This window comes from Rugamonas rivuli (assembly GCF_009380165.1).
GTDB classification, from domain to species: domain Bacteria; phylum Pseudomonadota; class Gammaproteobacteria; order Burkholderiales; family Burkholderiaceae_D; genus Rugamonas; species Rugamonas rivuli.
On the sequence record NZ_WHUF01000005.1, the window covers coordinates 74343 to 100144 of the forward strand.

Below are 25802 nucleotides of genomic sequence, written 5' to 3' on the forward strand. Positions count from 1 at the left end.
GCTCGTAGAACCATTGAAAGTAAAGATGATGCGATTTCAACCGAACCGTACGACCCTTGTTTCCGTAGCCGCTTCCATTGTCGGTATCGCACTGGTCGCAAATGCCGTATTTTTGGTTCTGGGCGGCCAGCTGGGCCACGCCCTGATGCGCGCTGGCCTAGGCCTATATTGCTGCATCTGGGCCTTCGTCCCCTACGGCGACTTCTTCCGCGTTGCGCGTATGCCGGTCCGTCTCGACGACAGCGCGGAGCGCAATGCCTACACCAAGTTGTTTCCTCCTAGCCTGCTGCCAGCAATGTGGTTGTCGATGGCTCTGATGTTCGGCGGGTTTGTCTATAACGTGGTTGGCGTTTTTCGCTGAGCGCTGCTTTAACCTCGTTCGCTATCGGCCATCAGCAGACGGAGTTGGCTTGCCGGACAGGCCCCTATTTTTTGTGAACGAATTGCATGACGACTCGAAGCATTTTATTAGCTATCGTAGCGCTATTCGCCTTGAGCAGTTCGGCGCGCGAGTCAAAAGTAGTCGAAAAGCCGAGGCCGCCGGAGAATAAGCAGCAGTGCGCGGAGCGGGGTGGGAAATGGATTCTCTTTCCGATGGGCCAGTTCTATTTTTGTGCAATTAAAACGAATGATTCGGGCAAGGCATGTTCTGATGATAGCGAGTGCGAAGGGGATTGCACTCCCGTGAAGATCAAGGCTGCGAAACCAGGCATTTGTGCGCCTACGTTGCCTATGCCAAGCGGATGCTCGGAACACTTAATTGGCGGCAAGATAGTCTCAGAGCCGTGTATTTAAAATTTGGCTGAAGCCGGCCACAAGCGGACAATTTTGATAAATGACGGTCAGATGACTGCCTCGAATATGGGATATTGAGAATGAAATTGAAGTTATTCAGCCTTGGCACCCTTGTGCTCTGCACATCGTTTGCTTCCAATGCAGCTACAAGCAGTGACATAAACACCACCGCTGTCGCCAGCAAATTTATAGACGCGTTACAGCATCAACGTTACGAGGACGCTGCTGTTTTATTTGCCCAGGGCGAAAGGGGAGATATCATCGCCACTGAGCACACCTTAAAGCGAATCGACGACAGTCTTGGTGGTTTTTCGACGATACATCCTATCGCAACTCTACCTGATGGTAAAAGTGTCAAATTGGAAGTAATTGCGCATCAACATATGCAACGGGAAATTCAGAAATTTGTTCAGGTTCGATTTGTGTCTACCGCCAGTGATGGACAGCCAGTTTTTTACGAACTGAACCTTACAGCCGACGGAATGCCGCCACAAATTCTATCGTTCGCACTGCATTTTCCCGCAACCGACACACAATCATATAAACGCGCAAACGAGCTCGTGTCTACCATCAATCATTGAAGCTTGCTTCAAGATGGCTGTAAGCGGCTGCGGAAGCCCCCTGTCATCTGCCCCGTTGTGTCAGGTCGACGCTAGTACACGTAAGGAGAATGAATGAACGGACCATCACCGAATAACCCGCATCCGATGACAGGCTTCCCGCAAGTCTGCTACATCAAAAACACGGTCAAGAACCCGAACATCATCATCGGCGACTACACCTACTACGACGATCCCGAGGACTCGGAGAACTTCGAGCGCAACGTGCTGTACCACTTCCCCTTCATCGGCGACAAGCTGGTGATCGGCAAATTCTGCGCGCTGGCGCGCGGCGTCAAGTTCATCATGAACGGCGCCAACCACAAGCTGTCCGGCATCTCGACCTATCCGTTCCAAATCTTCGGCAACGGCTGGGAGCAAGTCATGCCCGCGCAAGGCGAGCTGCCGTACAAGGGCGACACGGTGATCGGCAACGATGTCTGGATAGGCTACGACGTGCTGGTCATGCCAGGCGTGAAGATCGGCGACGGCGCCATCGTCTCATCGCGCTCGGTGGTCACGAGCGACGTCGCGCCCTACACTGTCGTCGGCGGCAATCCGGCCAAGCAGATAAAGGAGCGCTTTGCGCCGGACATGGCCGCGCGCTTGCAGGCGATCGCGTGGTGGGACTGGCCGGTCGAACACATCACGGCCAACCTGGACTTCATCGTGGCCGGCGATATCGATCTGCTGGAGCGCCTGCGACCGCATTCCTGAGGTTCCAGACGCGCCGACCGCCGTAGGCCGCGAACAGCACGCCCATCGCCAGCGCAACCAGATTGTCGCGGCGGTAGCTGCCCTGCACCACGGCCAGGCTGGAGACCTCCTTGCCGCCGACGCTCACGCCATACACCGCATAAAACCGCCCCGGCACAAAACTGGGGCTGCTGACCTGCTCAGGATGGAAGCGCACCTTGATCGGATAAGCCTCCGCATCCTGGATCGCCAGCCGCAGGCGCTGGTCCGCATCGCCCTTGACGAACACCACGAACTGGCGCTCCTCGCCGCCCAGCGTAAAGTACAAGCCGCCCTGCGCAGCCCGCGACCACGTCACGCGGCCGCTGGCCGTCTCCAGCTGATCGGCGCGCGGGAAGTGCCGCTCCAGCGCGACGAACAGCAGCATCAGGCCGATGCCGAGCAGCAGAAAAAAATACGCACCGCGCTGGCTGACAAACCAATTCTTCATGTGATTCAGTGTAAGAGTGATGCCGCATCATAGCGCATCAAGGTATAGTGAAGGCCCGTCAAAGAGAGGAAATCCACAACGTGCGCCAGCAACTGAGAGAAAAAATCATCCGCGTCTGTAACGACAAGATCGCGCAAAAAGGCGAGACGGTCGGCCTGTCGTTCTACGCCTTCTTCGCCAACCGGAACGACGATCCTGAGCTGCTGATGGAAGCGGCCGAATGGTGGATACGCACGCACAAACTCGATCACTTCGAGAAGGCCGTCAAGATCCGCACCATGATCGAGCAGCAGCAATAAGCGCCATGCAGATCGATCACCTGTTCATCCGCGCCCGCGCCGGCGCACCGGAAGCCGAACAGCTGCGCGCCCTCGGCCTGGCCGAAGGTTCCGGCAACCGCCACCCCGGCCAGGGCACGGAGAACCGCCGCTTCTTCTTCCACAACGCCTTCCTCGAACTGCTGTGGATCGCCGATGATGAAGAAGTGCGCAACGCGCAAACCAGCCCCACCCTGCTGGCCGAACGCCTGGCCGACGGCAGCCCGGCCTGCCCATTCGGCGTGTGCTTCCGCCCCAGCGGCAACGACAACGACAGCGCCCCCTTTCCGAGCTGGCAGTACGCGCCATCCTATCTGCCGCCCGGTATGCGTATCGACATCGGCGCGGACGCGACGGCATCGGAGCCGATGTGGTTCCACCTGCCCAAAGGCGTGGCGCCGGCCAGCTACGCCGAAGCGCGCCGCCAGCCCTTGCAGCACCCGGCCGGCGTCAACGCCATCACCTCGGTGACGTTGACACTGCCGCCGCAAGCGCTGTCCGCACCGGCGCAAGCAGCTTGCCGCGACACCGGAATAACGCTGCGCGAAGGCGACGCCTACCTGATGGAAATCTGCTTCGACCACGGCGCGCAAGGCACAACGCACGACTGCCGCCCCGATCTGCCGCTGCTCCTGCACCTTTGAATAAATAAACATTTTTGTTTACTTATGTGCCGTATGCGCCTACAGTAGCGCTACTGCCTCAATGGAACAAAGACGATGAAAACACCCCTGCTGATCGGCGCCGCCTGCCTGCTGGCGCTGCTCTCGACGATAGGCGCGTCCCTGCCCTATCCCATCCTGCCGCCGCTGTTCGCCGCAGGCGTCAGCAATGGCCTGAACCAATTCCTCGGCCTGCCACCCAAGCTGCTGTTCGGCCTGGCATTGACCATCAACCCGCTCGGCCTGCTGATCGGCTCCGCGCTGCTGGGCCCCATGTCCGACCGCTACGGCCGCCGCCCGGTGCTTCTGATCACCGCAGTCGGCGCCGCCATCGGCCATGCCGCGACGGCCTGCGCGCTGCTGCTGGAATCCTACCCGCTGTTCATCGTCGCCCGCTTCATCACCGGTCTACTGGAAGGTAACGGCTCGGTGGCGCGCGCCATGCTGGCCGACCGCCTCGACGGCGACCTGCGCCGCAAAGCGCTGTCATGGCTGAACGGCGCCTTCTACATGGGCTGGTTGGCCGGACCTCTGCTGGCCGGCATTACGCTGGTGTGGGGCATCACCGTGCCGTTCTGGATCGCCGTGGCCGCGCTGCTGCTGGTGGCCGTGCTGGTGGCCGCAGTGCTGCCGGTCGAAGCACCATCCCTGGCGACCACCTCGTGGTGGCAGGTGGCCCGCGACCGCCATTCATTGAACCTGCTGCGCGAACCGGACCTGCGCAACCTGTTCATCGTCACGCTGGCCTACACCTGCGGCGTGACGGCGTTCTACGAGTTCTATCCATTGTGGCTGGTCGAAGTGCCCGGCTTCGGCGCGCGCGGCATCGCCTGGACCACCGCCGCCATGTGCGCGGTGATGACCACCACCACCATGTTCGCCGGCCGCCCCTTCAAGGGCGAGCCGCTGCTGAGGGCCCGCCGCTTCGCGCTGATCACCGCCTCGCTCATCGGACTGCTCGCGGCCAGCAATGCCTGGATCGGCATCGCCGCCATCATCCTGTACGGCATACCGCATTCGATCTACAACGCCATCGTGCCCAACTGGTGTGCCGAGCGTTTCGGCGCACACGGACAAGGCGCCGTCATGGGCCTGATCTCTACCACCTTCTGCCTGGCCAATATCATCATGGCCCTGGTCGGCGCGGTGCTCACCCTGATCGATACGCGTTTGATCCTGGTGCTGGGCGCGATGCTGACCGCGTGGTCGGCCTGGCGCATGCAGACCTGGCACGCCAGCATGGCCCGCGACGACCGCGACAAACTGGAAGGCGCGCTGCAATGAACACCGCCGAACAAACGCTGTTCCTGCTGAAGACGCGCGGCCCGCAAACCGCGCAGCAGCTGGCCGGCCTGCTGGACCTGACCTCGATGGGCGCGCGCAGGCAGCTCGAATCGTGGCAGGAAAAAGGCTTGGTGACGTATGAAGAAGTGGCCGACAAGCCGGGCCGCCCGTCGCGGCGCTGGCTGCTGACCGACGCCGGCCACGCCCGCTTCCCCGACCGCCACGCCGACCTGACGCTGCAATTGATAGACCAAGTGCGCGGCCTGTTCGGCGACGCCGGCCTCGATAAGCTGATCGGCGCGCGCGAGGCGGCCAGCGAACAGCAATACCGCCAGCATCTGCAAGCGTCGGACACGCTGCCGCAACGCGTGGCGGCGCTGGTGCAGGCGCGCACCACGGAAGGCTATATGGCCGAAGTGGAAGCCCAGGACGATGGCAGCATGCTGCTGATCGAGAACCACTGCCCGATCTGCGCCGCCGCCCGCCAGTGCCAGAAATTCTGCCGCTCGGAGCTTGATGTGTTCCAGCGCGTGCTGGGCCCCGAGTGTTCGGTGGGCCGCGTCGAGCATATGCTCAACGGCGCCCGCCGCTGCGTCTACGTGATCAAGCCGCTCTAGCGTCGAGCAGCGCGGCCAGCGACGACCGGGGCGGCAATGCCTGGTTCAACAACAGCTGCCGCAGCTGCTCCGGAGGCAGCGGACGGCTGAACAGATAGCCCTGCATCTCGTCACAACCGTTCTGACGCAGGAAGGCGCGCTGCTGCTCGGTCTCCACGCCCTCGGCGATCACGCGCAGGCGCAGACGGTGCGCCAGATCGATGATGGAACTGGCGATGGCTTCATCACCGTCGCTGCTCCCCAGATCGCGGACGAAGGACTTGTCGATCTTCAGGGTGCTGATCGGGAAGGACTTCAGCGCCGACAGGCTCGAATAGCCGGTGCCGAAATCGTCGATCGATAGCGACACTCCCATCGCCCGCACTTCCGCCATCTTGGCCACGGCCTGCTGCAGGTCGCGCATGATGACGCCTTCCGTCACCTCCAGCTCCAGCCATTCGGGCGCCAGGCCGCTGTCGGCCAGCGCCTGCGCTACGCGTTCCACCAACCGCTGTTCCTCGAACTGGCGCGGCGACACATTGACCGAGACCAGCATCGGAGCCAGGCCGGCATCCTGCCAGGCCCTGTTCTGACGGCAGGCGGTGCGCAGCACCCACTCGCCCAGTGCGACGATCATCCCGCTCTCCTCGGCCAGCGGGATGAATCGATCCGGCCCGATGCAGCCATGCTCCGGATGCTCCCAGCGCACCAACGCCTCGACGCCGAAGATGCGGCCGGTGCGCAGGTCCACCTTGGGCTGGTACTCCAGGCGGAACTGGCCTTCGTCCAGCGCGCTGCGCAGGCCTTCCAGCATGACCAGCTTCTCTTCGATGCAGGCGTTCATCTCGCGGGTGTAAAACTGGCAGTTGTTCTTGCCCATGTCCTTGGCGCGGTACATGGCGGCGTCGGCGTGCATCAGCAGCGTATCGGCGTCGGCGCCGTCGTGCGGATAGACCGCCACGCCTATGCTGCAACTGACCTGTACATCCTGCCCGCTCAACGTGATAGGCGCCAGCACCGCCTCGCGCACGCGCTCCAGCACCGGCGCGGCGTCTGCGCCGTGGCGCGGCTCATTCAGCACCAGCACGAATTCGTCGCCGCCGAAACGGCCGACCATGTCGCCGGCACGCAGGCAGCCGCTCATGCGTTCGGCCACCACTTTCAGCAGCTCGTCGCCGGCGTTGTGTCCCAGGCCGTCGTTGACCAGCTTGAAACCATCGAGGTCGATAAACGCCACCAGCACCGAGCCGCCGTGGCGGCCCGCTTGCGTAATGGTCAGGCCGAGCCGGTCGGCGATCATGCTGCGGTTCGGCAGGCCGGTCAGCGTATCGTGGTGCGCCAGGTGCTGCATGCGCTCCTCGGCCAGCTTGCGCTCGCTGATGTCGCGCACGATGGCGACGATGCCGCCTTCGACCGGCACCACCTGCTGGTGCAGCCAGCGCGCCCGCAGTTGCGGGATGCTGCTCTCCCATTCCTGTTCATGCACGCCACCGACCCGCGTCACGTGTACCAGATGCTCGAACATGCCGTTGTCGCGTGCCTGCGGCATCATGCCGCACAGCGTCATAAGGCGTAGCTGCTCCTTGGTGTAGCCGGTCATTTTCTCGGCGCGCGAGTTGGCGTCGACGAAGACGAAGTCGATGATCTCGCCGGCGATGTTGCGCACTTCGCGCATGACGAAGAAGGCATCCAGGCTGGCCGCCGAAGCCGCAGCATAGGTTTCCTGCGCGCGCCGCACGCGGGCGCGGTTGCGCGCACCTTGCCATGACCATAGCCACAGCAAGGCCGTGCTAATCACCAGCACCGTGCTGGCCACCGAGGCCTCCGCAATCTTCTCGCGGCGCTGGCGTTCGAATCCCGCCATCAGCTCCTTCTCCGCCAGGCCGACCACCACGTTCAACGCAATGCCGTGCAGCTCGCGCATGCCGCTGTAGCGCCGTACGCCGTCCATGACGGTGATCTCTCCGGCCATTTTTTCCATGCGCTGGCCGAAGGTCAGCTTGTCGCCGATGCGCAGCGAGCGCACCACGCCGTCGCCGCCCACCAGGCCGAGCATGCCGTGCTCGCCGAGACGGCTGCGCTCATAGCTGCTGGTGAAATAGGCAGGATCGGTTTCGACGATGACGATGCCGGCGAAGTTGCCCGTATCGTCGTCCAGCCGGCGCGTAAAGTGCAAATGCCATTCGGTGTTGGCGGCGTCGCGCGTGGCGTGGCTGACGAAGGTGGCGCCGCTGTCGCGCTCCTGGTGGAACTTGAAATAGCTTTGATCGGCCACCGAAATCGGCAGCGCCTTGGGGTTGCTGGCGACGGTGAGGCCGTTGCGGTCGACGATGCTGACCACGAACACCACGCCCGGCGGCAGCAGGCCTTCGCGGCCCAGTTCCGGCAACGCGCCCAGCGCGCCCTTGCGTTCGACGGCGTACTTCAACACGCGCAGCGTCTGGTCGATGCCGTCCAGGCTGCGCGCCACCTGTGCCTCGTAGGTGCCCATCATTTCGCGCAGCGTATCGGTGGCGGCTTCGCGCGCATGCATGCGCTCGGCGTCGATCTCGTGGAAAGTCACCACCCAGATCGCCACCAGCAGCAGCAAGGCGAACAGCGGCAGCGAGAAGTGCGTATCGAGTCCGCGCCTCAGCCAGCGCCGCAGTCTCCGGGTCTTCATCGCACCACCAGCACGGTCTTGACGCTGGCGTCCAGCGCCGCGCGGTCGATGTAGCCGATCATCGACGGATTCTCCGCCACCATCTTACGCACGGCGGCGCTGTTGGGCAGCTCGCGCGGCGGCTGGCCGCGGCCTGTGAACACCATCTTGGTCCAGTAAGCCTTCATCAGTGCCGGCGACTTGGCCGCCACCTTGCTGTAGAACTCATCGCGCAGCGGATTGCCGACCGGCTGGTCCAGCGCCATCGCTTCATCGCCGCCGGGGAAGCGGCCGGTCTGCGCCAGGAAAATGTCGGCCACCTGGTCGGCGCGCAGCGCCATCACCGGATTTTTTGCCGAGACGATGACCACCAGTTCGGCCGCGCCGGCATGGGCGCAGGCCAGCGCCAGCAGCAGCACTTGCAGTATCAAGCGGAGGATAGTCATGGCATCCTCCGTCAGAATACGAAATCGACCGAAGCGCTGATCACGCTGATCGGATGGCCGGACTGGAAGCCTGGCTGCACGTTGATGAAGGTACCGTTCGAGCCGCGCAGCGGCGTCAATCGGTCGTACTGCAGCTTGAGCGCGTAGTTGGCGCGCACGTCCCAGCGCAGGCCGGCGTTGATGCTGCGCTGGTGAGGAATCGTGGCCAGCATCTGGTTCAGGCCCGCGTTCAGCTGGGCGCCGGCAGCGGCTATCGGCGGCGGCAGGCCGCGCAAATCCAGGCCGTCGATACGGGCCGGCGTGCGCGAGCGCGACATCGCGTAACCGGCATACGGCGTCAGGTCGCCATAGCGGTAGCCGGCGCTGAGGTAGGCGGCGGTCTTGTCGCCCAGGTAGGAACGGGCATTCATGCGCCCCACTTCGCCCATCAGGAACCAGGCGCCCGGATCGTAGCTGGCGCCCAGCGTGACCACGTCGGCGCGCTTGGCGTTGACGTCATAGCGCGCGGCCAACGCCATGCCCTGCGGCCCGAACTGGTTCAAGCCGGCGAACAGTTCTCGCGCCAGGTTGACCGTCAGTTCGGTCGTCATTGCGCTGGCGCGCACGGTCAACGCGCCGCTGGTGGTGGTGTTGGAGAGGCCCGTCATCGCGCGCGCCGTGGCGTGCGCCTGCGGCGTCACTGCGATGTCGGTGCGGCCGAAAAAGACCTGGGTGACGTTGTGGACGCCCGCCGCGCTCCAGCGGTAGCTGGCGTCGATGCCGTCGCTGTTGCTGATCGGGATAGCGCCGTACAACTCGACCGGCGGCCGCACCCACGGCAGCGCATAGCCGGCCTTGCGGTAGTCGCCCGCCAGGAACAGCGGCAGCGCGATGCGCCCTACCCGCAGGTTCAGGTCCGGCGTGGCCTGGTATTTGATGTTGGCCCATTCGACCATCGGCGCGTAGCCGCTTTGCAGCGTGCGCTCGGACACCACCTGCAGCACGGCCGACCATCGGCTGTTCAGGTTCAGGCCCAGTTGCATGCCCAGGCGGCTGTCGACGGTGGCGCTCCATTCGTGGCTGGCGCCGGCGTTGCCGGGATTGAGCACGTTGGCGGTGAAATCGGACTGGCTGTCGTTACTGTGCACGAAACCCAGCGTGCCGTAGCCGCCAAAGGTCCACAGCGGCGCGGCGGCGGTGTCGTCGGCCTGCGCCATGGCGCAGGCCAGCATCGTCAAGCTAAAGGTCAACGCGACCCTGGCGGTGCGCAGCGGTGAAAAATCAACGGTCATTCGTGGTTCCTGTCTGTCGTCTACATACGGCATGTTCTGCCAAGTGCACCGTGTTCAGGACGCGCGAATACGCGAGCGCCGTCCGCAAGGACGGGGAAAAACTCAACAAGGTGGGAAGGTCGCGGCTAACACGCGAGGCACGTGGCTAAGGCGCCGCTCCGAAGAACTGAATCGGATGCAGTCACTTTATACTGCCATACGGCAACTGTCGATGGATTAGAGCACAACACCAAAAAATCTATCGAAAAACCACGGATTTTAATAATTAAATATTAATTTGCATAGCATCCAGCTATCGAATGTATTGTCTCGACGACCATCTTCCGAGACGGTTGCCAATAAAATAAATTCCATATATTATGAGAATAAGAATCATTATCATTATGGAGATACATGGATATTCCTCAAGAGCTGCGCAAGCTCGGATTGAAAGCAACCCTGCCCCGCCTGCGCATACTGCAGCTGTTTCAGGAATCGAAAAGCAAGCACCTGAACGCGGATGACGTCTACCGCCTGCTGCATGCGGAGAACATCGACATGGGCCTGGCCACGGTGTACCGCGTGCTGATGCAGTTTGCCGATGCCGGCATCCTGATACGGCGGCATTTCGAATCGGTGGCCTCGGTGTTCGAGCTGAACGAAGGCGGCCACCACGACCACCTGATCTGCACCAACTGCGGCCGCATGGAGGAGTTCCTCGACGCCGAAATCGAGCAGCGCCAGGAGGCCGTGGCGCGCGAGCGTAATTTCGTGCTGCATGAGCACTCGCTGTCGCTGTATGGTTTCTGCGGCGACTGCGCCGGCACCATCAATCCGCTGGCGGGACGGAAGCTGCGGCGTTCTTGAACAACGCGTCGACGAAGTCGACAAACACCGCGACGCGGGCGGCGCGCTGGTGCCGCTGTTGGTACAGCACCGACACATCCGGCCCCGGCGCCTGCCACTGCTCCAGCAGCGGCACCAGCGCGCCGCTGCGCAGCGGCTCGATCAGCGACACGGACAGGTGCTGCACCACGCCTCCGCCCTGCACCGCCATCTCGATCAGCGATTCCACGTGGTCCATCGCCACTGCGCCGCGCGGCATGCTGGTGAAGGGTTGGCCGTCCTGCTGGAAGGTCCACGGCCGCAGCTGGCGGGCCTTGGGATAGACGAAGTTCAGGCAAGGGAGATCGTTCAGTTCATCCGGATGCCGCGGCCGTCCGTGGCGAGCGATGAAGTCCGGCGAGGCGCAGCAGATGTAGCGGTTCTTGAAAACGCTGCGCGCCACCAGGCCGGAATCGGGTAGTTCGCCGATGCGCAGCATGACGTCCACGCCCTCGTCCACCATGTCGATCAGGCGGTCGGTGGCCGTCAGGCGCACGCTCAGTTCCGGGTACGCCGCCAGGAAGCGCGGCAAGGCCGGCGCCACGAACTGACGCGCCAATATGCCGGGCATGTCCACCCTCAGGCTGCCGCGCGGCGTCTGATGGGCGTCGCTCATACTGCTTTCCAGTTCATCCATCTCCGCCAGCAGGACACGCGCCTGCTCCACGCAGCGACGGCCTTCGTCGGTCAGCGACATGCTGCGCGTGGTGCGGTTCAGCAGCTTGACGCCGAAGTGCGCCTCCAGCACGCCGATCTGGTGGGTCACGGACGATGTCGAAATCCCGAGCTTGGCCGCAGCGCGGCTGAAGCCTCCTGCATCGACGACGGCGCAAAACACCTTCAGTGCATCCAGACGGTCCACGGTTTCTCCCTGTTTGATAAGGCGATTCTAGCCTGATTATTCACGATTCCGGGATACTGAATGCGGCGGCGCCCACTTTTTCGCGCAGCCGTGCGGCCGCAGAATAGCTCCATCAACCAACCATCAAGGAGCAGCACCATGAACACCATGCAAGCCGTCGTACTGAACGCCTTTGGCGCCCCGCTGTCGGATATGCAGGTCGCCCGCCCTGTCGCAGCCGCCGGCCAGGTGCTGGTGCGCGTGATCGCCAGCGGCATCAATCCGCTCGACACCAAAATCGCCGCCGGCAAGGCAGACCACGCCCGCGCACAACTGCCCGCAGTGCTGGGCATCGACATCGCAGGCATCGTCGAGAGTGTGGGTGAAGGCGTGCAAGGCTACGCACGCGGCGACCGCGTCTTCGGCATGACGGGCGGGATAGGCGGCGTACAAGGCTCGCTGGCGCAGTACGCGGCGGTTGACGCCGACCTGCTGGCGCACGTGCCCGAGCAAATGTCGATGCGCGAAGCCGCCGCCATGCCGCTGATCTTCATCACCGCTTGGGAAGGCCTGGTCGATCGCGCACGTGTCGGTGCGGGCATGAAGGTGCTGGTGCATGGCGGCGCGGGCGGCGTTGGCCACATGGCGGTGCAACTGGCGGTGGCGCTAGGAGCGGAAGTTTACGCCACCGGCAGCGCCGGGCAGCGCGCCGTCATCGAGAACATGGGCGCTACCTTCGTCGACTACCAGAGCACTAGCGTCGAACAATACGTCCAGCAGCATACTGGCGGCGAAGGCTACGACGTGGTCTACGACACGGTGGGCGGCGCCACGCTGGACGCATCGTTCCGCGCAGCGCGCCAGTACGGCGGCCACGTGGTGAGTTGTCTCGGTTGGGGTACGCATGCGCTGGCGCCGCTGTCGTTCCGCGCCGCGACGTATTCGGGCGTGTTCACGCTGCTGCCGCTGTTGTCGGGCAAAGGCCGCGCGCACCACGGCGCGATCATGCTGCAAGCAGGCGCGCTGGCTGCGGCTGGAAAATTGAAGGTGGCGCTGGATGTCGGCATCTACACGCTGGACGCTGCCAGCGTCACCGCCGCCCACGCCGCGCTTACCGAAGGCACGGCGCGCGGCAAGGTGGTGGTGCAGGTGGCGGAGGCTTAATTAAGGCTTGAGGGTATCGGCCTCGCCGAACGAGGCCGGCGGAGCGAACTGCATGCCCGGATTGGCGAACATCTTCACCGGCCGGGTGCTGTTGTTCTTGATGAAGCCGAACTGGCCGGGATCGTACTGGAAGTGGCCGGCCTCGTTGTCGATCGAGATGCCGCCAGCGCTGACGTGCACGTGCAGGCCGGGCTCCAGTCCCGGCGACGGATCGGCATCGCCCTTGCCGGTCAGGTATTCGAGGAAGAAGGTCGTGCCGCGAATGCCGATCGTGGCGCTGGGCGTCTTCATCGCAAACTTTTCCTTGTTACGCTTGCCGAGCAAGCCGCTCAGCGAACGCAGGCCGCCCTTCACCAGAGTGAAGGCCGCGTGGTCTGCCTCCGGCTTGTCGCCATCGAAGGAGAACTGTTCGACGGCGATGGTGGTACCGGGCTTCAGCGTCAGTTCGCTGTTGTCGATGAAGCGGATGGTGGCCCAGGCGCCGGAGGCAGTGGCCAGCGTGTCGCCGTTTTCCACTTCGGATTGCAACTTGAGCTGCCTGACCGCACCGGAGGGCGAACGCGCCGTCAACGGACCACTGGCTTGCGCCACCACGCCAGCCACCTGCGCCGCCGAAGCCAGCGCCGCACAGCACCACATCAACAACGCCAATACGAACTTGATCGACATGAGTCACCTTCCCCGAAAGTCAACAGGCCTTTATACCACGGCCGGCATTTGATCGGATTAGACAGTTCAAGCCGCCAGCGCCTCCGCTTGGTAAAACGGATAATCGGTGTAGCCCGCCGCCGTGCCGCCGAAGAAGCTCTCGCGGTCGTACTCGTTCAGCGGCCAGCCGTTGCGCAGGCGCTCAGGCAGATCCGGATTGGCGATGAAGTGGCGGCCGAATGCCACCAGGTCCGCATCGCCAGCTGCGATGATCGCTTCGGCCGATTGCTGGTCGAAGCCACCGGCGGCGATGATGGTGCCCGCGTAGTGCTTGCGTATCAGCTGTGCGGCCACCGGCGCCTGGCTGCGCGTCTCATCTTCGACATTGCCGGCGATGCGCGGTTCGATCAGGTGCAGGTAGGCCAGCTTCAATTCCGACAACCGTTCCGCCACGTAGCTGAACAAGCCCTCGGGATCACGGTCCGACATATCGCCCCAGCTGCCGCTTGGGCCGATCCGCACCGCCACCTTGTCGCTGCCCCAGACCGAGATCACAGCGCGGGTAGCTTCAAGCAGGAAGCGCGCGCGGTTTTCAAACGAGCCGCCGTAGATATCGGTGCGCTTGTTACTGCCGTCCTGCAGGAACTGGTCGAACAGATAGCCGTTGGCAGCATGTAGTTCAACACCGTCGAAGCCCGCCTCGCGGCCACGAATGGCGGCCAAACGGAAGCTCTCGACCAGTCCTTCGATTTCCGGAATCGTCAACGCCCGGTTGGGCGTGTTCGGCACCCAGCCTTCCGACGTGTAGGCCACGCCGCCATGTGGCACTTCCGACGGGCCTACCGGTGTGCTGCCTGCCGGCTGCACATCCTTGTTGGACTGGCGGCCAGCATGGTACAGCTGAAGGAATATCTTGCCGCCCCTGGCATGCACCGCCTCCGTCACCAGTTTCCAGCCTGCGATCTGGCTATCGTCATACAGACCAGGGGCGCCGAGATAGCCGTTGCCGTTTTCGGCAGCGATGGTGGCCTCGCCGATCAGCAGACCGCCCTGCGAGGCGCGCTGCGCATAGTATTCGGCCATCAGCGGGCCAGGCCGGGCGCCGGCTTCGGCGCGCATGCGGGTCAGCGGCGCCAGTACCACGCGGTGGTTGAAGGTGTAAGGACCGATTGCTACAGGGGACATCAGCTTGTTCATGATTCGCTCACTAAGTTGGGAATACAGCCAATGTAAGGCTTCCCACATTGAAGATAAATAGCTTGCAATTCCAAAGATATCGGACTCATACTTCCGCAATCCTTCCCAATCACGAGTGATCTATGGACAGCCTGAGCGGCATTTCACTGTTCGTCGCCGTCGCCGAGGCGCGCAGCTTTACCAAGGCCGGCACGCAGTTCGGCATCTCCTCGTCCGCCGTGGGCAAGAGCATCGCCCGCATGGAGCAGCGGCTGGCGGTGCGGCTGTTCCACCGCAGCACCCGCAGCATCACCCTCACCGCCGAGGGCACACTGTTCCTGGAACGCTGCCGCCGCATCCTCAGCGAAGTGGAAGCGGCGGAGGCCGAATTGTCCGAACTATCCGGCACGCCCAGCGGCCGCCTGCGGGTCAGCACGCCGCAGCTCACCGGCCTGGTGATGCCGACGCTGACAGGCTTCATGCGCCGCTATCCCGACATCGCACTGGAGATCGACCTGTCCGAACGCATGGTCGACATCATCGAAGAAGGCTACGACGCCGTGATCCGCACGGGCTCCCATCACGATTCGCGTCTGGCCTCGCGCCGCATCGGCGCCTGCCCGCAGGTGGTGGTGGCCTCACCCGGCTACCTGGCGAAGCACGGCACGCCTTCGCACCCGCGCGAACTGGCACAGCACCACTGCCTGCTGCACCGCTTCCCGGCCAGCGGCCGCATCGAGCGCTGGCCCTTCAAGCTGGCGGACGGTGAACCGGAACCGCAACTGAACGAGCGCATGACCTGCAGCACCGTCGAAGCAATCACCTACGCGCTGCTGCAGGGCGAAGGCATCGCCTTCCTGCCCACCTTCATCATCGAGGATGAGCTGAAGGACAAGCGCCTGCAAATCATCCTGGCCGACTACATGGAGCAGACGGTGACGTTTACGATGCTGTGGCCCGCCAGCCGCTACGCCTCCCCCAAGCTGCGCGTGTTCATCGACTACGTCGTGCAGAACATGAGGATCTGACGGCAAGCGGATCCGCACCAAATAGCCACGCCACTACAGGAGCAGTCCTGCCGATAGTGGCGGCCGCGCGCAGTTTCCGTTACGCTGTTAGCCATGAAAACCGCGAAACTCTACGAAACGCTGGCGGAAGCCATCGCCGACCAGGTCGCGCAAGGCGTGCTGCGCGAGGGGGAGCGCATTCCGTCGGTGCGCCAGACCGCCCAGCACCACCAGTTGAGCATCTCGACGGTGATCCGCGCCTTCCTGCTGCTGGAAAGCCGAGGCATCATCGAAGCGCGGCCGCAGTCCGGCTACTTTGTCCGCCATCGTCCGGATACCCCGGCGCGTAAGGACGCCATCTCCGCACCGCTCTCGCCGGCCGACCTGGCGCGCGCGCCGGCACTCGATACCAGCACGCTGGTGCTGACGACGCTGCGCTCCATCGGCCAGGGCAGCATTCCCCTCGGATCGCCCTTCCCCGATCCAGCGGCCTTCCCCTGGGCGCGGCTCAACTACCATGCGGGCGTCGTCTCGCGGCGCGTGGGCCAGAACCAGCAGCTGTCCGATCTGCCGCCGGGGAATCCGGAGCTGATACGCCAGATCGCCCGCCGCCATCTGGAGAACGGACTGACAGTGGATGCGGCCGAAATCATCATCACCACCGGCGCCACCGAAGCGATCAACCTGTGCCTGCAAGCGGTGGCGCAGCCGGGCGACCTGGTGGCGGTGGAATCGCCGACCTATTACGCGCTGCTGCAGGCATTGGAGCGCATGGGCATGCGCGTGCTGGAAGTCGCCACCGATCCGGAACAAGGCATAGTCATCGCCGCGCTGGAATCCGCCATCGTCAGCCAGGGCGTCAAAGCCTGCATACTGATGCCGAACTTCCAGAACCCGCTGGGCTTCATGATGAGCGACGACCGCAAACGCACGCTGGTGGAGATGCTGGCACGGCACGACGTGCCGGCGATCGAGAACGATGTCTATCACGAGCTGTATTACGGCGACACCCATCCCAGCTCGTTGAAGCAGTACGACAGGCACGGCCTGGTCCTGCACTGCAATTCATTCTCCAAAAGCCTGGACACCGGCCACCGCATCGGTTGGACGCTGCCGGGCCGCTACCGCGCGCAGGTGGAGAAGCTCAAGTTCCTCAACTCGCTCAACACCGCCGCGCTGCCGCAGCTGGCCATTGCCGAATACCTGAAGAACGACGGCTACGATTTCCACTTGCGTAAGCTGCGCAAGGCCTACGCGCAGCAGGCCGCCATCATGTCCGCCGCCGTGCGCCGCTTCTTCCCGCAGGGGACCAGCGTTACGCAGCCAGCCGGCGGCTATCTGCTGTGGGTGACGATGCCGCCGTCGGTGCGCGCGCTGGAGCTGTATGCCCGGGCGCAGGAACGCGGCATCAGCATCGGCGCCGGCAATATGTTCGCCACCGGCGACGCCTGGCAGCACTGCATCCGCTTGAACTACAGCTATCCGTGGAGCGCCGAGGTGGACGCGGCGGTACGCATGCTGGGCCAACTGGCGGGCGAATTGACAGTCAATTGATGTTGTAGGCTGCATTGGCGACAACCGGCTCGGGCTTGGGCTGGCCGCACTGCTCCAGCAGCGAGCGTTCGATCGTGCGCGTCATCGCATCCAGCGCCAGGCAGTTCGGGTCGGTGCCGAAGGGCTCGGAAATCTCCTGCGCGATGGCCTCCAGCGCGAACAACGTGTAGGCGACGAACACGGAGATAAGCGGCGTCGCCAGGCCGATGGCGTCCACCAGGCCGAAAGGAAGCAGAAAGCAGTACAGGTAGACGGTGCGGTGCACCAGCACCCCATAGGAATACGGGATGGGCGTATTGCTGATACGCTCGCAGCCGCCCACCGCCGCCGCCAGCTCGCCCACCTGCGCGTCCAGCATCCACAGCATCTGCTCCGGGCCCTGCCCCTTGCGGGCTGCGCGCGCCAGCATCAGGCGCAGGCGATCCAGCAGCGCCACGGGGATGTAGTCCATGCCGCTCAAGTGTTCCAGGTCTTCCTCGTTCAGGTAGCGGGCCAGGTCCGGCCTGGGATCGGTACCGCGCAGCTGGTGCGTCAGCGCGTAGACGAAGGCGATCAGGCGCCGCACGAACAGCTTGCGGGCGAAGCCGTCGTCCTCCTGTGGCAGATAGGTCAGCGCCTGCGACGTCAGCGAACGCGCCGCGATCAGGATGCGGCCCCAGATCTGCCGGGCCTCGACAAAGCGCGCATACGCCGCGTTGTTGCGAAAGCCGAGGAAGATCGCCAGGCTGACGCCGACCAGCGGGAACGGCGCCGTATCCAGAGGGATCTTGATGCCGGCGATGCGGCCGTCCGTCGCCACAGCCAATGAGCTGATCGCCAGTATCAGCAGCAGTTGCGGAATAATGGACTTGAGCACCGAGCCGTCCCAGACGAACAGCATGCGCAGCCAGTTGGCGGATGGACGGACTATCATGGCTTCACTTCCCGCCGTTAGCCGGAATAACGCCCGGCGACAACAGCACCGGGATCGACTTCGACGTCGGCGTGCCGGCGCCATCGGCCACGCTGGACAGCGGCACCAGCGGATTGGTCTCCGGGTAGTAGGCGCCTATGCAGCCGCGCGGAATGTCGTAGGCCACCAGCATGAAGCCGTCGGCGCGGCGCTCCACGCCGTCATCCCACACGCTGCGCACATCGACCCAGTCCCCAGCCTTCATGCCCAGCATGTCGATATCGGCCTGGTTGATGAAGATTACCCGGCGCATGCCGAACACGCCGCGATAACGGTCGTCCAGCGCGTAGATGGTGGTGTTGTACTGGTCGTGCGAACGGGTCGTCATCATCACCATCAGGCGCTCGCCGTAGCGGATGCGGGCGCGCGCGATCGGCGTGTCGCGTTCCACCGCGTGCGGCACGAATTGCGCCTTGCCGCTGGCGGTGTTCCATTCGGGCTCACGCGAGGCCACCTTCAGATGGAAGCCGCCCGGCACCGCCACGCGTGCGTTGTAGTCGTAGAAGTCGTCGAACACCTTCTCGATATCGTCGCGGATGCGCGCATAGTCGTCGCGGTAGTCCGGCCATGCCAGCGCATGCCGTCCGCGTCCGGCGCCGCTGCCCAGCGTGGCCTCGGCCATGTGCGACACGATGGCGATCTCCGACAACAGCTCCTCCGACGCCGGCTTGTTGATGCCGTACGAGATGTGCACCATGCTCATCGAATCCTCCACCGTCACACCCTGCGGCACCCCGTTCTGCACATCGATCTCGGTGCGGCCCAGCGTCGGCAGGATCAGCGCCTGACGGCCGTGAATCAGATGGCTGCGATTGAGCTTGGTGGCGACATGCACCGTCAGCTCGCAGGACTGCAAGGCCTTGTAGGTAAGCGGCGTATCCGGCGTGGCGACGGCGAAGTTGCCGCCCAGGCCAACGAACACCTTGACCTTCCCCTCAGCCATCGCCGCGATGGTGGCCACCACGTCGTAGCCATGATGGCGCGGCGGCTCGAAATCGAAGACCTCGCGCATGCGGTCGAGGAAGGCCTCGGTCGGACGTTCCTCGATGCCGACCGTGCGGTCGCCCTGCACGTTGGAGTGGCCGCGCACCGGACACAGACCGGCGCCGCGCCGGCCGATATTGCCGCGCATGAGCATCAAGTTGGACAGCATCTGTATCGTCGGCACCGAGTTCTTATGCTGAGTCAGGCCCATGCCCCAGGTGGCGATCACGCGCTCGCCGCGTATGTAGACCTGGGCCAGTTTTTCGATCTCCTCGCGCGGCACACCGGATTCCTCGATCAGCAGCGGCCAGCTCTCCATGCGCAAGTCCTGCGCGAACTCCTGGAAGCCGGTGGTGTGATGGGCGATGAAGTCCAGGTCCAGCAAGCGCTTGCCGCCATCCAGCTGCACGTGGTCGTCCAGCTCCAGCAATCGCTTGGCCAGCGCCTTGATGAGCGCGAAGTCGCCGCCCAGGCGCGGCTGGATGAACATCGAACTGATGGGAGTACTGGACATGGTCAGCATCTCCACCGGATGCTGCGGACTGGTGAAGCGCTCCAACCCGCGCTCACGCAGCGGGTTGATCGACACGATGGTGGCGCCGCGCCGAGCGCATTCGCGCAACTCGCCCAGCATGCGCGGGTGGTTGGTGGCGGGATTCTGGCCGAAGATCAGCAGCGTATCCGCATGTTCGAAATCGTCCAGCGTCACCGTGCCCTTGCCGATGCCGACGGTGCCGGGCAGGCCCCGGCTGGTCGCCTCGTGGCACATATTCGAACAGTCGGGAAAGTTGTTGGTGCCATAGGCACGTGCGAACAGCTGGTACAGGAAGGCCGCCTCGTTGCTGGCGCGGCCGGAGGTGTAGAACGCCGCCTGGTCCGGATGGTCCAGCGCCTGCAGCTCGCGCGCCACCAGCGCAAACGCTTCGTGCCACGATACCGGCACATAGCGGTCGCTGTCGGCGTCATAACGCATCGGCCGTGTCAGGCGGCCGTGCTGCTCCAGCTCATAGTCGGATTGCTGGAGCAGTTCGGCCACGGTGTGGGTGGCGAAGAAGTCCGCCGTCACGCGCTTGCTGGTCGATTCCGCAGCCACCGCCTTGACGCCGTTCTCGCAGAATTCGAAGGTCGAACCGTGTTCGCGGTCGGGCCACGCGCAGCCCGGGCAATCGAAGCCGTCCGGCTGGTTCTGCGCGAACAGCGATTTGTAATTGACGCCGCTGACCCGCTCCTTGAACAGGTTGAGCGCGACGTACTTCAACGCCCCCCAGCCGGCGGCGGGATGGGTGTAGGGTTCGATCTTGCCTGCGGGGGCTGGCGGCTTGCTGTCTTCCATGGCGGATGCTCCTTGATGTCGTATGGGTGAGCATAATTCCCGTCGCCCCCTCCACGCGGGTACAGATCGCATCGTCGCCATGCAGTACAGTCGCCACGATTGACATCCGGCGCGACATCGCCAACCATAGCGGCATGCGCAAACCGTCCGCCTCCGACCTGTGGCAAGACTTCCACCCCGCCGTGGCGGCATGGTTTCGCTCGACATTCCCATCGGCAACAGAGGCGCAACGGCGGGCCTGGCCGCTGATCCAGGGCGGGCGACCGGTGCTGGTGGCAGCGCCCACCGGCTCCGGCAAGACGCTGACCGCCTTCCTGGCCGCCATCGACGCGCTGGTGGCCGAAAGCGCAAGCGGTTCGCTGCCCGACGAATTGCGGGTGCTGTACGTGTCGCCGTTGAAGGCGCTGTCCAACGATATCCGTCTCAACCTGGTGGCGCCGCTGGAAGGCATCAGCCGCGAGCTGGCCGCGATGGGGTTGGCCGACCACGGCATCCGCAGCGCCGTGCGCACCGGCGACACCACCCAGGCCGAACGCAACGCCATGCGCCGCCGCGCGCCGCACATCCTGGTGTCGACGCCGGAGTCCTTGTACGTGCTGCTGTGCTCAGACAGCGGCCGCGCCATGCTGTCGTCCGTGCGAACGGTGATCGTCGACGAGATCCACGCGGTGGCCGGCAGCAAGCGTGGCAGCCATCTGGCCCTCAGCCTGGAGCGGCTGGATGCGCTGTGCGCGCGGCCGCCGGTGCGGGTGGGCTTGTCGGCCACGCAAAAGCCGCTGTCGCTGGTAGCGCAGTTCCTGGTCGGCGCGGGCGGCGATTGCGCGGTGGTCGACGTCGGCCATGTGCGGGCGCGCGACCTGGGCCTGGAGCTGCCGCCGGTGCCGCTGGAGGCTGTGATGCCGAACGAGGTGTGGGAGCGCGTGTACGACCGCCTCGCCGAACTGTCGGTGCTGCACAAGACCACGCTCATCTTCGTCAACACCCGCCGCATGGCCGAGCGCATGGCCCGCCACCTGGGCGAGCGGTTGGGCGCGGAGCTGGTGGCGGCGCACCACGGCAGCATGTCCAAGGAATACCGGCTCGATGCCGAGCAGCGCCTCAAGCGCGGCGAACTGCGGGTGCTGATCGCCACCGCCTCGCTGGAGCTGGGCATCGATATCGGCGATGTGGACCTGGTGTGCCAGATCGGATCGCCGAGGAATATCGCCGCGCTGCTGCAACGCGTGGGCCGCTCGGGCCACCACGTGGGCGGCCTGCCCAAGGGCCGGCTGTTCCCGACCTCTCGCGACGACTTGATCGAATGCGCGGCGTTGCTGGACTGCGTGCGCCGCGATGAACTGGACCTGCTACACATCCCCGTCGCGCCGCTGGACGTGCTGGCGCAGCAGATCGTCGCCGAAGTGGCTTGCTGCGAATGGGGCGAGGACGAGCTGTTCGCCATGGTGCGCCGCGCTGCGCCCTACTCCCTGTTGCCCCGCGACCGTTACGACGCCGTGATCCGCATGCTGGCCGAGGGCTACACGGGCCGCAACGGCGTGCGCGGCGCCTATCTGCATCGCGACACGGTGGCCGGCGCACTGCGCGGCCGGCGCGGCGGCAAGCTCACCGCCGTCACCTCCGGCGGCACCATCCCGGACAACGCCGACTACACGGTGGTGCTGGAGCCGCAGGGCCAGATGGTCGGCACGGTGCACGAGGACTTCGCAGTCGAAAGCCTGGCCGGCGACGTTTTCCAGCTGGGGAATACCTCCTACCGCATCCAGCGCGTGGAAGCGGGCAAGGTGCGGGTGGAGGATGCGCATGGCGCGGCGCCCAATATCCCGTTCTGGCTGGGCGAAGCGCCGGGCCGCAGCGACGAGCTGTCGATGGGCGTTGCGCGTTTGCGCGGTGAGATCGAGCGGCAGCTGGCCGGCAGCCCGGACGCGGCCCCGGACGGCGTGGCCGCCATCGAGCGCGCCGTCGACTGGCTGTACGAGCATCTCGGCCTGGGCGAGGATGCGGCGCGGCAGATCGTCGAGTACCTGGCCCGGTCCCGCGCCGCGCTGGGCGCGCTGCCGACCCGCGACACGCTGGTGATGGAGCGCTTCTTCGACGAATCGGGCGGCATGCAGCTGGTGCTGCACTCGCCGTATGGCAGCCGCATCAACCGGGCCTGGGGACTGGCGCTGCGCAAGCGCTTCTGCCGCAGCTTCAACTTCGAATTGCAGGCCGCCGCCACCGAGGATGCCATCGTGCTGTCGCTGTCGATCGCGCACAGCTTCCCGTTGGACGAGGTGTGGCGCTACCTGCGTTCCGCCACCGCCGAACACATACTGATCCAGGCGCTGCTCGACGCGCCGCTGTTCAACGTGCGGTGGCGCTGGAACGCCACGACCGCGCTGGCCCTGCCGCGCTACGCGGGCGGCCGCAAGGTGGCGCCGCAGTTGCAGCGCATGAAGAGCGACGATCTGCTGGCTTCCGTCTTCCCCGACCAGGCGGCGTGCCTGGAGAATATCGTCGGCGAGCGTGAGCTGCCCAGCCATCCGCTGGTAGATCAGACGCTCGACGACTGCCTGCATGAAGCCATGGACAGCGAGGGCTGGCTTGCCCTGCTGCGCCGCATGGAGGCGGGCGAAGTGACGCTGCTGGCGCGCGACCTGCCGGCGCCGTCGCCGCTGGCGATGGAGATTCTCAATGCCCGTCCCTACGCCTTCCTCGACGATGCGCCGTTGGAGGAGCGGCGCACGCAGGCCGTCATCAACCGGCGCTGGACCGATCCTGCATCGACCGACGACCTGGGCGCGCTCGATGCGGGCGCCATCGCCAGCGTGGCGGAGGAAGCCTGGCCGAATGCGCGCAATGCAGACGAGATGCATGAGGCCTTGATGTCGCTGGCCTGCATCACGCATGCGGAGGCGGCTGCCAACGATGGCTGGATCGGCTGGCTGGATGCACTGGCTGCCGGAGGACGGGCGACGCGCATGCGCAATGAAGCGGGCGGCTTCGACTTCTGGGTGCCGCTGGAGCGCCTGGCCTGCGTGCAGGCCGCGTATCCACAGGCGCGGTCCACGCCACCGCTGGCCGCGCCGCCCGCCAGCATCGACAACGACAACGAATGGACCGCCGACACCGCGCTGGTCGAAATCCTGCGTGCCCGGCTGAGCGGCTTCGGTCCGCTGACGGTGGACGCGATTGCCGGCGCATTGGGTTTGAGCGCCAGCAGCGCCACCATCGCCCTCACCCATTTGGAAAGCGAAGGCTATGTGATGCGCGGCCGCTTCACGCCCGGCGCCGGCCCTGAGGAATGGTGCGAGCGCCACCTGCTGGCGCGCATCCACCGCTACACCATCAAGAGCCTGCGGCGCGAGATCGAACCGGTGGAGCGCCAGGACTTCATGCGCTTCCTGTTCGACTGGCAGCACCTGTCAGCGGACACGCAACTGCAAGGCGAGGATTCGCTACCCTTGCTACTGGCCCAACTGGAAGGCTACGAAGCCGGCGCCGGCGCGTGGGAGAGCGATCTGCTGTCGCTGCGCATGCGGGACTATTCGAAGTCCTGGCTCGATGATCTGTGCCGCAGCGGCAAACTGGTTTGGACGCGCATCGGCGCACCGGCCAGCGCCGCCGGTGGGCCGGTGCGCAATACGCCGCTGGTGCTGCTGCCGCGCCGTCAGCTGGGTTTGTGGCACGCGCTGCCAGCCGTCGCAGGCGAGATCGAAGTGTCGCCGCGCGCCGCACGCGTGCTGGAAGCGCTGCGGCGCGACGGCGCCATGTTCTTCGACGAGCTGTCGCACGATGCGCGCCTGCTGCCGGTGGAACTGGAAAACACCCTGGGCGAACTGGTGGCGACAGGCCTGGTCAACGCCGACAGTTTCGTCGGTCTGCGCGCCATGCTGCTACCGGCGAACAAGAAGTCCAGCAACGACAAGCGCCGCCATCGTGGCGCAGGCGCGGCGCCGACCATGGAGGAAGCCGGCCGCTGGGCGCTGGTCCGGCGCGGGGAAGGCGTGACCGTACGCGAACGCGTGAGCGAGATCGCCGCAGGTATCGACGGCATAGCGCCCTCGCCCGCCGGCGGCAAGGCCAACGCAGGTCGCGCCACTGCCCCGCCGCGCAAACCGCGCACCGATCCCGCAACGCTGGAGCACATCGCCATGACGCTGCTGCGGCGCTATGGCGTGATGTTCTGGCGGCTGCTAGAGCGCGAAGCCGCATGGATGCCGTCGTGGCGCGAGCTGCTGCCCATCTACCACCGCCTCGAAGCGCGCGGCGAGATACGCGGCGGGCGCTTCATCGCGGGCCTGTCCGGAGAACAGTTCGCCCTGCCCGAAGCCATACCCCTGCTGCGCGACATGCGCCGCCGCAAACACGACGGCAGCCTGGCGTGCATCTCCGGCATCGACCCGCTCAATCTGTGCGGCACGCTGCTGCCCGGCGATAAAATCCCCGCCCTGGCCGGCAACCGCGTGCTGTTCCGCGACGGGCTGCCGGTAGCGACCATGGTGGCCGGAAAATTCAACTACCTTTACCAGCCTTCAGCCGAAGATCGGGAAGCGCTGCACCACGCGCTGGTGCATGCCTATGCTCCCGATACGCGGCCGCCAACGTCCGCAAGGCTTCCCGAGAACGTTGATCCGACAAGGTCGAATGCAGCATGATCCGGGACGAAGGCAAGTCCGGCAATCCAAGCAGCTGACCGACCTCGATCACGTCAGCCGACGCGAGGCGGCAGGAAAATGGCGCCACCGCCAACCCGGCCGAAACGGCAGCAACAACAGCAGCACTGCCGCCCACAAAGACTTCGACCCATGCTATGCCCGCGCCGTTCAATGCGCGCGTGGCGATATCGCGCACGCCGCAGCCAGGCGCCAAAGCCGCCAGTCGCAGCGGCTCCCCACAGCGCTGGTTGAAACCCGGCGCGGCGAACCAGCCGAAGTGCTCCGGCCCCAGATCCTCACCATTGCGGCCGTCGTCTTCCTGGCGCACGATCACCGCATCCAGTTCGCCGTTGTCGAAAGCATCGAGCAGGCTGCGTGAATTTTCCAGTCGTACTTCGATGGTCAAGGCCGGGTCGCGTTCATTCAGGCGTGCCAGCAAGGTCGGCACCTCCGGCCCAGCCACATGCGCGGCGATACCAAGCCGGAAGCGCCGGCGCTCTGACGACAGCGCAGAGATTGCGCTGTCATGCGCGGCGATAAAATCGCGTGCGGCATTGAGGAACACGGCCCCCTGCGCGGACAGCCGCACCAGCCTGGGCGTGCGTTCGATCAGCTTGTGCCCCAGGCGTTCTTCCAGGCGCTTCAATTTCACGCTGATGGCGCCTTGCGTCGTACCCAGCGCTTCCGCCGCTTTGGTGAAGCTCTGAAAGTCGGCGATGGTGACGAACGCCTGCACCGCTTCCACATCCAACGTCACTCTGTTCATCATCTATTCGAATCTGTTGTTACTGATATAGCCAATCATAGCATTGTGGAATGAATGAGTCTTCCCTACAGTTACCGTT

General features: G+C 64.7%; 21 protein-coding genes and 1 pseudogene. 12 read left to right on the top strand and 10 right to left on the bottom strand.

Features of this window, described 5'->3' with window-relative positions; all coding sequences use genetic code 11:
* The first annotated feature begins 25 nt into the window (after positions 1-25).
* From GEV01_RS18990 to GEV01_RS19000, 3 genes are all read left to right on the top strand, one after another.
* On the top strand, positions 26-361 hold the full coding sequence (locus GEV01_RS18990; RefSeq protein ID WP_152807158.1) for a hypothetical protein: 336 nt from the start codon (positions 26-28) through the stop codon (positions 359-361).
* Between the two features lie 514 nt (positions 362-875).
* Positions 876-1376, top strand: coding sequence for a hypothetical protein (locus tag GEV01_RS18995; protein WP_152807159.1), 501 nt, complete (start codon positions 876-878; stop codon positions 1374-1376).
* 93 nt (positions 1377-1469) lie between these two features.
* The gene (locus tag GEV01_RS19000) at positions 1470-2111 is read left to right on the top strand and encodes a Vat family streptogramin A O-acetyltransferase (RefSeq protein WP_152807160.1); all 642 of its coding nucleotides are present in this window, start codon (positions 1470-1472) and stop codon (positions 2109-2111) included.
* On the opposite strand, the gene GEV01_RS19005 is transcribed toward GEV01_RS19000, so the two are convergent.
* The gene (locus tag GEV01_RS19005) at positions 2059-2580 is read right to left on the bottom strand and encodes a hypothetical protein (protein WP_152807161.1); all 522 of its coding nucleotides are present in this window, start codon (positions 2578-2580) and stop codon (positions 2059-2061) included. The genes GEV01_RS19000 and GEV01_RS19005 overlap by 53 nt on opposite strands.
* A gap of 80 nt (positions 2581-2660) precedes the next feature.
* Between GEV01_RS19005 and GEV01_RS19010 the strand changes: the two genes are divergently transcribed.
* The 4 genes from GEV01_RS19010 to GEV01_RS19025 all read left to right on the top strand — a co-directional run bounded on the left by GEV01_RS19010 (position 2661) and on the right by GEV01_RS19025 (position 5460).
* Complete coding sequence (locus tag GEV01_RS19010; RefSeq protein WP_008447627.1) at positions 2661-2879, top strand: DUF6500 family protein; 219 nt, start codon at positions 2661-2663, stop codon at positions 2877-2879.
* 5 nt (positions 2880-2884) lie between these two features.
* Positions 2885-3541, top strand: a complete 657-nt coding sequence (locus GEV01_RS19015; RefSeq protein ID WP_152807162.1) for a VOC family protein — start codon at positions 2885-2887, stop codon at positions 3539-3541.
* Between the two features lie 75 nt (positions 3542-3616).
* Complete coding sequence (locus GEV01_RS19020) at positions 3617-4843, top strand: MFS transporter (protein WP_152807163.1); 1227 nt, start codon at positions 3617-3619, stop codon at positions 4841-4843.
* The gene (locus tag GEV01_RS19025; protein ID WP_152807164.1) at positions 4840-5460 is read left to right on the top strand and encodes a helix-turn-helix transcriptional regulator; all 621 of its coding nucleotides are present in this window, start codon (positions 4840-4842) and stop codon (positions 5458-5460) included. The genes GEV01_RS19020 and GEV01_RS19025 overlap by 4 nt, the downstream gene beginning before the upstream one ends.
* Here the strand turns inward: GEV01_RS19025 and GEV01_RS19030 are convergent.
* The 3 genes from GEV01_RS19030 to GEV01_RS19040 are packed head-to-tail and all read right to left on the bottom strand — an operon-like array spanning position 5447 to position 9797.
* A complete protein-coding gene (locus GEV01_RS19030; RefSeq protein WP_152807165.1) occupies positions 5447-8101 on the bottom strand; it encodes a bifunctional diguanylate cyclase/phosphodiesterase in 2655 nt (884 codons plus the stop codon). The two genes, GEV01_RS19025 and GEV01_RS19030, sit on opposite strands and share 14 nt — an antisense overlap.
* A complete protein-coding gene (locus GEV01_RS19035) occupies positions 8098-8526 on the bottom strand; it encodes a type 2 periplasmic-binding domain-containing protein (RefSeq protein ID WP_152807166.1) in 429 nt (142 codons plus the stop codon). The genes GEV01_RS19030 and GEV01_RS19035 overlap by 4 nt, the downstream gene beginning before the upstream one ends.
* 11 nt (positions 8527-8537) lie before the next feature.
* A complete protein-coding gene (locus tag GEV01_RS19040; protein ID WP_152807167.1) occupies positions 8538-9797 on the bottom strand; it encodes a porin in 1260 nt (419 codons plus the stop codon).
* 393 nt (positions 9798-10190) lie between these two features.
* Here GEV01_RS19040 and fur point away from each other — a divergent pair, with 393 nt between their 5' ends.
* Positions 10191-10643, top strand: coding sequence for a ferric iron uptake transcriptional regulator (gene fur / locus GEV01_RS19045; protein ID WP_008447620.1), 453 nt, complete (start codon positions 10191-10193; stop codon positions 10641-10643).
* Here the strand turns inward: fur and GEV01_RS19050 are convergent.
* Positions 10606-11523, bottom strand: a complete 918-nt coding sequence (locus GEV01_RS19050; protein WP_328595557.1) for a LysR family transcriptional regulator — start codon at positions 11521-11523, stop codon at positions 10606-10608. The genes fur and GEV01_RS19050 overlap by 38 nt on opposite strands.
* 138 nt (positions 11524-11661) lie before the next feature.
* Between GEV01_RS19050 and GEV01_RS19055 the strand changes: the two genes are divergently transcribed.
* The gene (locus GEV01_RS19055; protein ID WP_152807168.1) at positions 11662-12666 is read left to right on the top strand and encodes a zinc-dependent alcohol dehydrogenase family protein; all 1005 of its coding nucleotides are present in this window, start codon (positions 11662-11664) and stop codon (positions 12664-12666) included.
* On the opposite strand, the gene GEV01_RS19060 is transcribed toward GEV01_RS19055, so the two are convergent.
* Together GEV01_RS19060 and GEV01_RS19065 are read right to left on the bottom strand one after the other, a co-directional pair.
* Complete coding sequence (locus GEV01_RS19060) at positions 12667-13335, bottom strand: FecR family protein (RefSeq protein ID WP_152807169.1); 669 nt, start codon at positions 13333-13335, stop codon at positions 12667-12669.
* Between the two features lie 66 nt (positions 13336-13401).
* Positions 13402-14511 (bottom strand): alkene reductase, encoded by a 1110-nt coding sequence (locus tag GEV01_RS19065; RefSeq protein ID WP_152807170.1) that lies wholly within the window; start codon positions 14509-14511, stop codon positions 13402-13404.
* A gap of 122 nt (positions 14512-14633) precedes the next feature.
* On the opposite strand from GEV01_RS19065, the gene GEV01_RS19070 reads away from it, so the two are divergent.
* Both GEV01_RS19070 and GEV01_RS19075 read left to right on the top strand, forming a co-directional pair.
* A complete protein-coding gene (locus tag GEV01_RS19070; RefSeq protein ID WP_152807171.1) occupies positions 14634-15518 on the top strand; it encodes a LysR family transcriptional regulator in 885 nt (294 codons plus the stop codon).
* A gap of 93 nt (positions 15519-15611) precedes the next feature.
* The gene (locus GEV01_RS19075; protein ID WP_152807172.1) at positions 15612-17051 is read left to right on the top strand and encodes an aminotransferase-like domain-containing protein; all 1440 of its coding nucleotides are present in this window, start codon (positions 15612-15614) and stop codon (positions 17049-17051) included.
* On the opposite strand, the gene GEV01_RS19080 is transcribed toward GEV01_RS19075, so the two are convergent.
* Positions 17044-17964: a bestrophin family protein gene (locus GEV01_RS19080; RefSeq protein WP_152807173.1), complete on the bottom strand. Its 921-nt coding sequence runs from the start codon at positions 17962-17964 to the stop codon at positions 17044-17046. The two genes, GEV01_RS19075 and GEV01_RS19080, sit on opposite strands and share 8 nt — an antisense overlap.
* A 4-nt stretch (positions 17965-17968) precedes the next feature.
* On the bottom strand, positions 17969-20320 hold the full coding sequence (locus GEV01_RS19085) for an FdhF/YdeP family oxidoreductase (protein ID WP_152807174.1): 2352 nt from the start codon (positions 20318-20320) through the stop codon (positions 17969-17971).
* A 134-nt stretch (positions 20321-20454) separates the two neighbouring features.
* On the opposite strand from GEV01_RS19085, the gene GEV01_RS19090 reads away from it, so the two are divergent.
* The gene (locus GEV01_RS19090) at positions 20455-24957 is read left to right on the top strand and encodes a DEAD/DEAH box helicase (RefSeq protein WP_152807175.1); all 4503 of its coding nucleotides are present in this window, start codon (positions 20455-20457) and stop codon (positions 24955-24957) included.
* Here GEV01_RS19090 and GEV01_RS19095 read toward each other — a convergent pair.
* Positions 24854-25726: pseudogene (locus GEV01_RS19095) on the bottom strand (LysR family transcriptional regulator); the annotation flags it as partial. The gene GEV01_RS19090 and the pseudogene GEV01_RS19095 overlap by 104 nt on opposite strands.
* Positions 25727-25802: the final 76 nt, after the last annotated feature.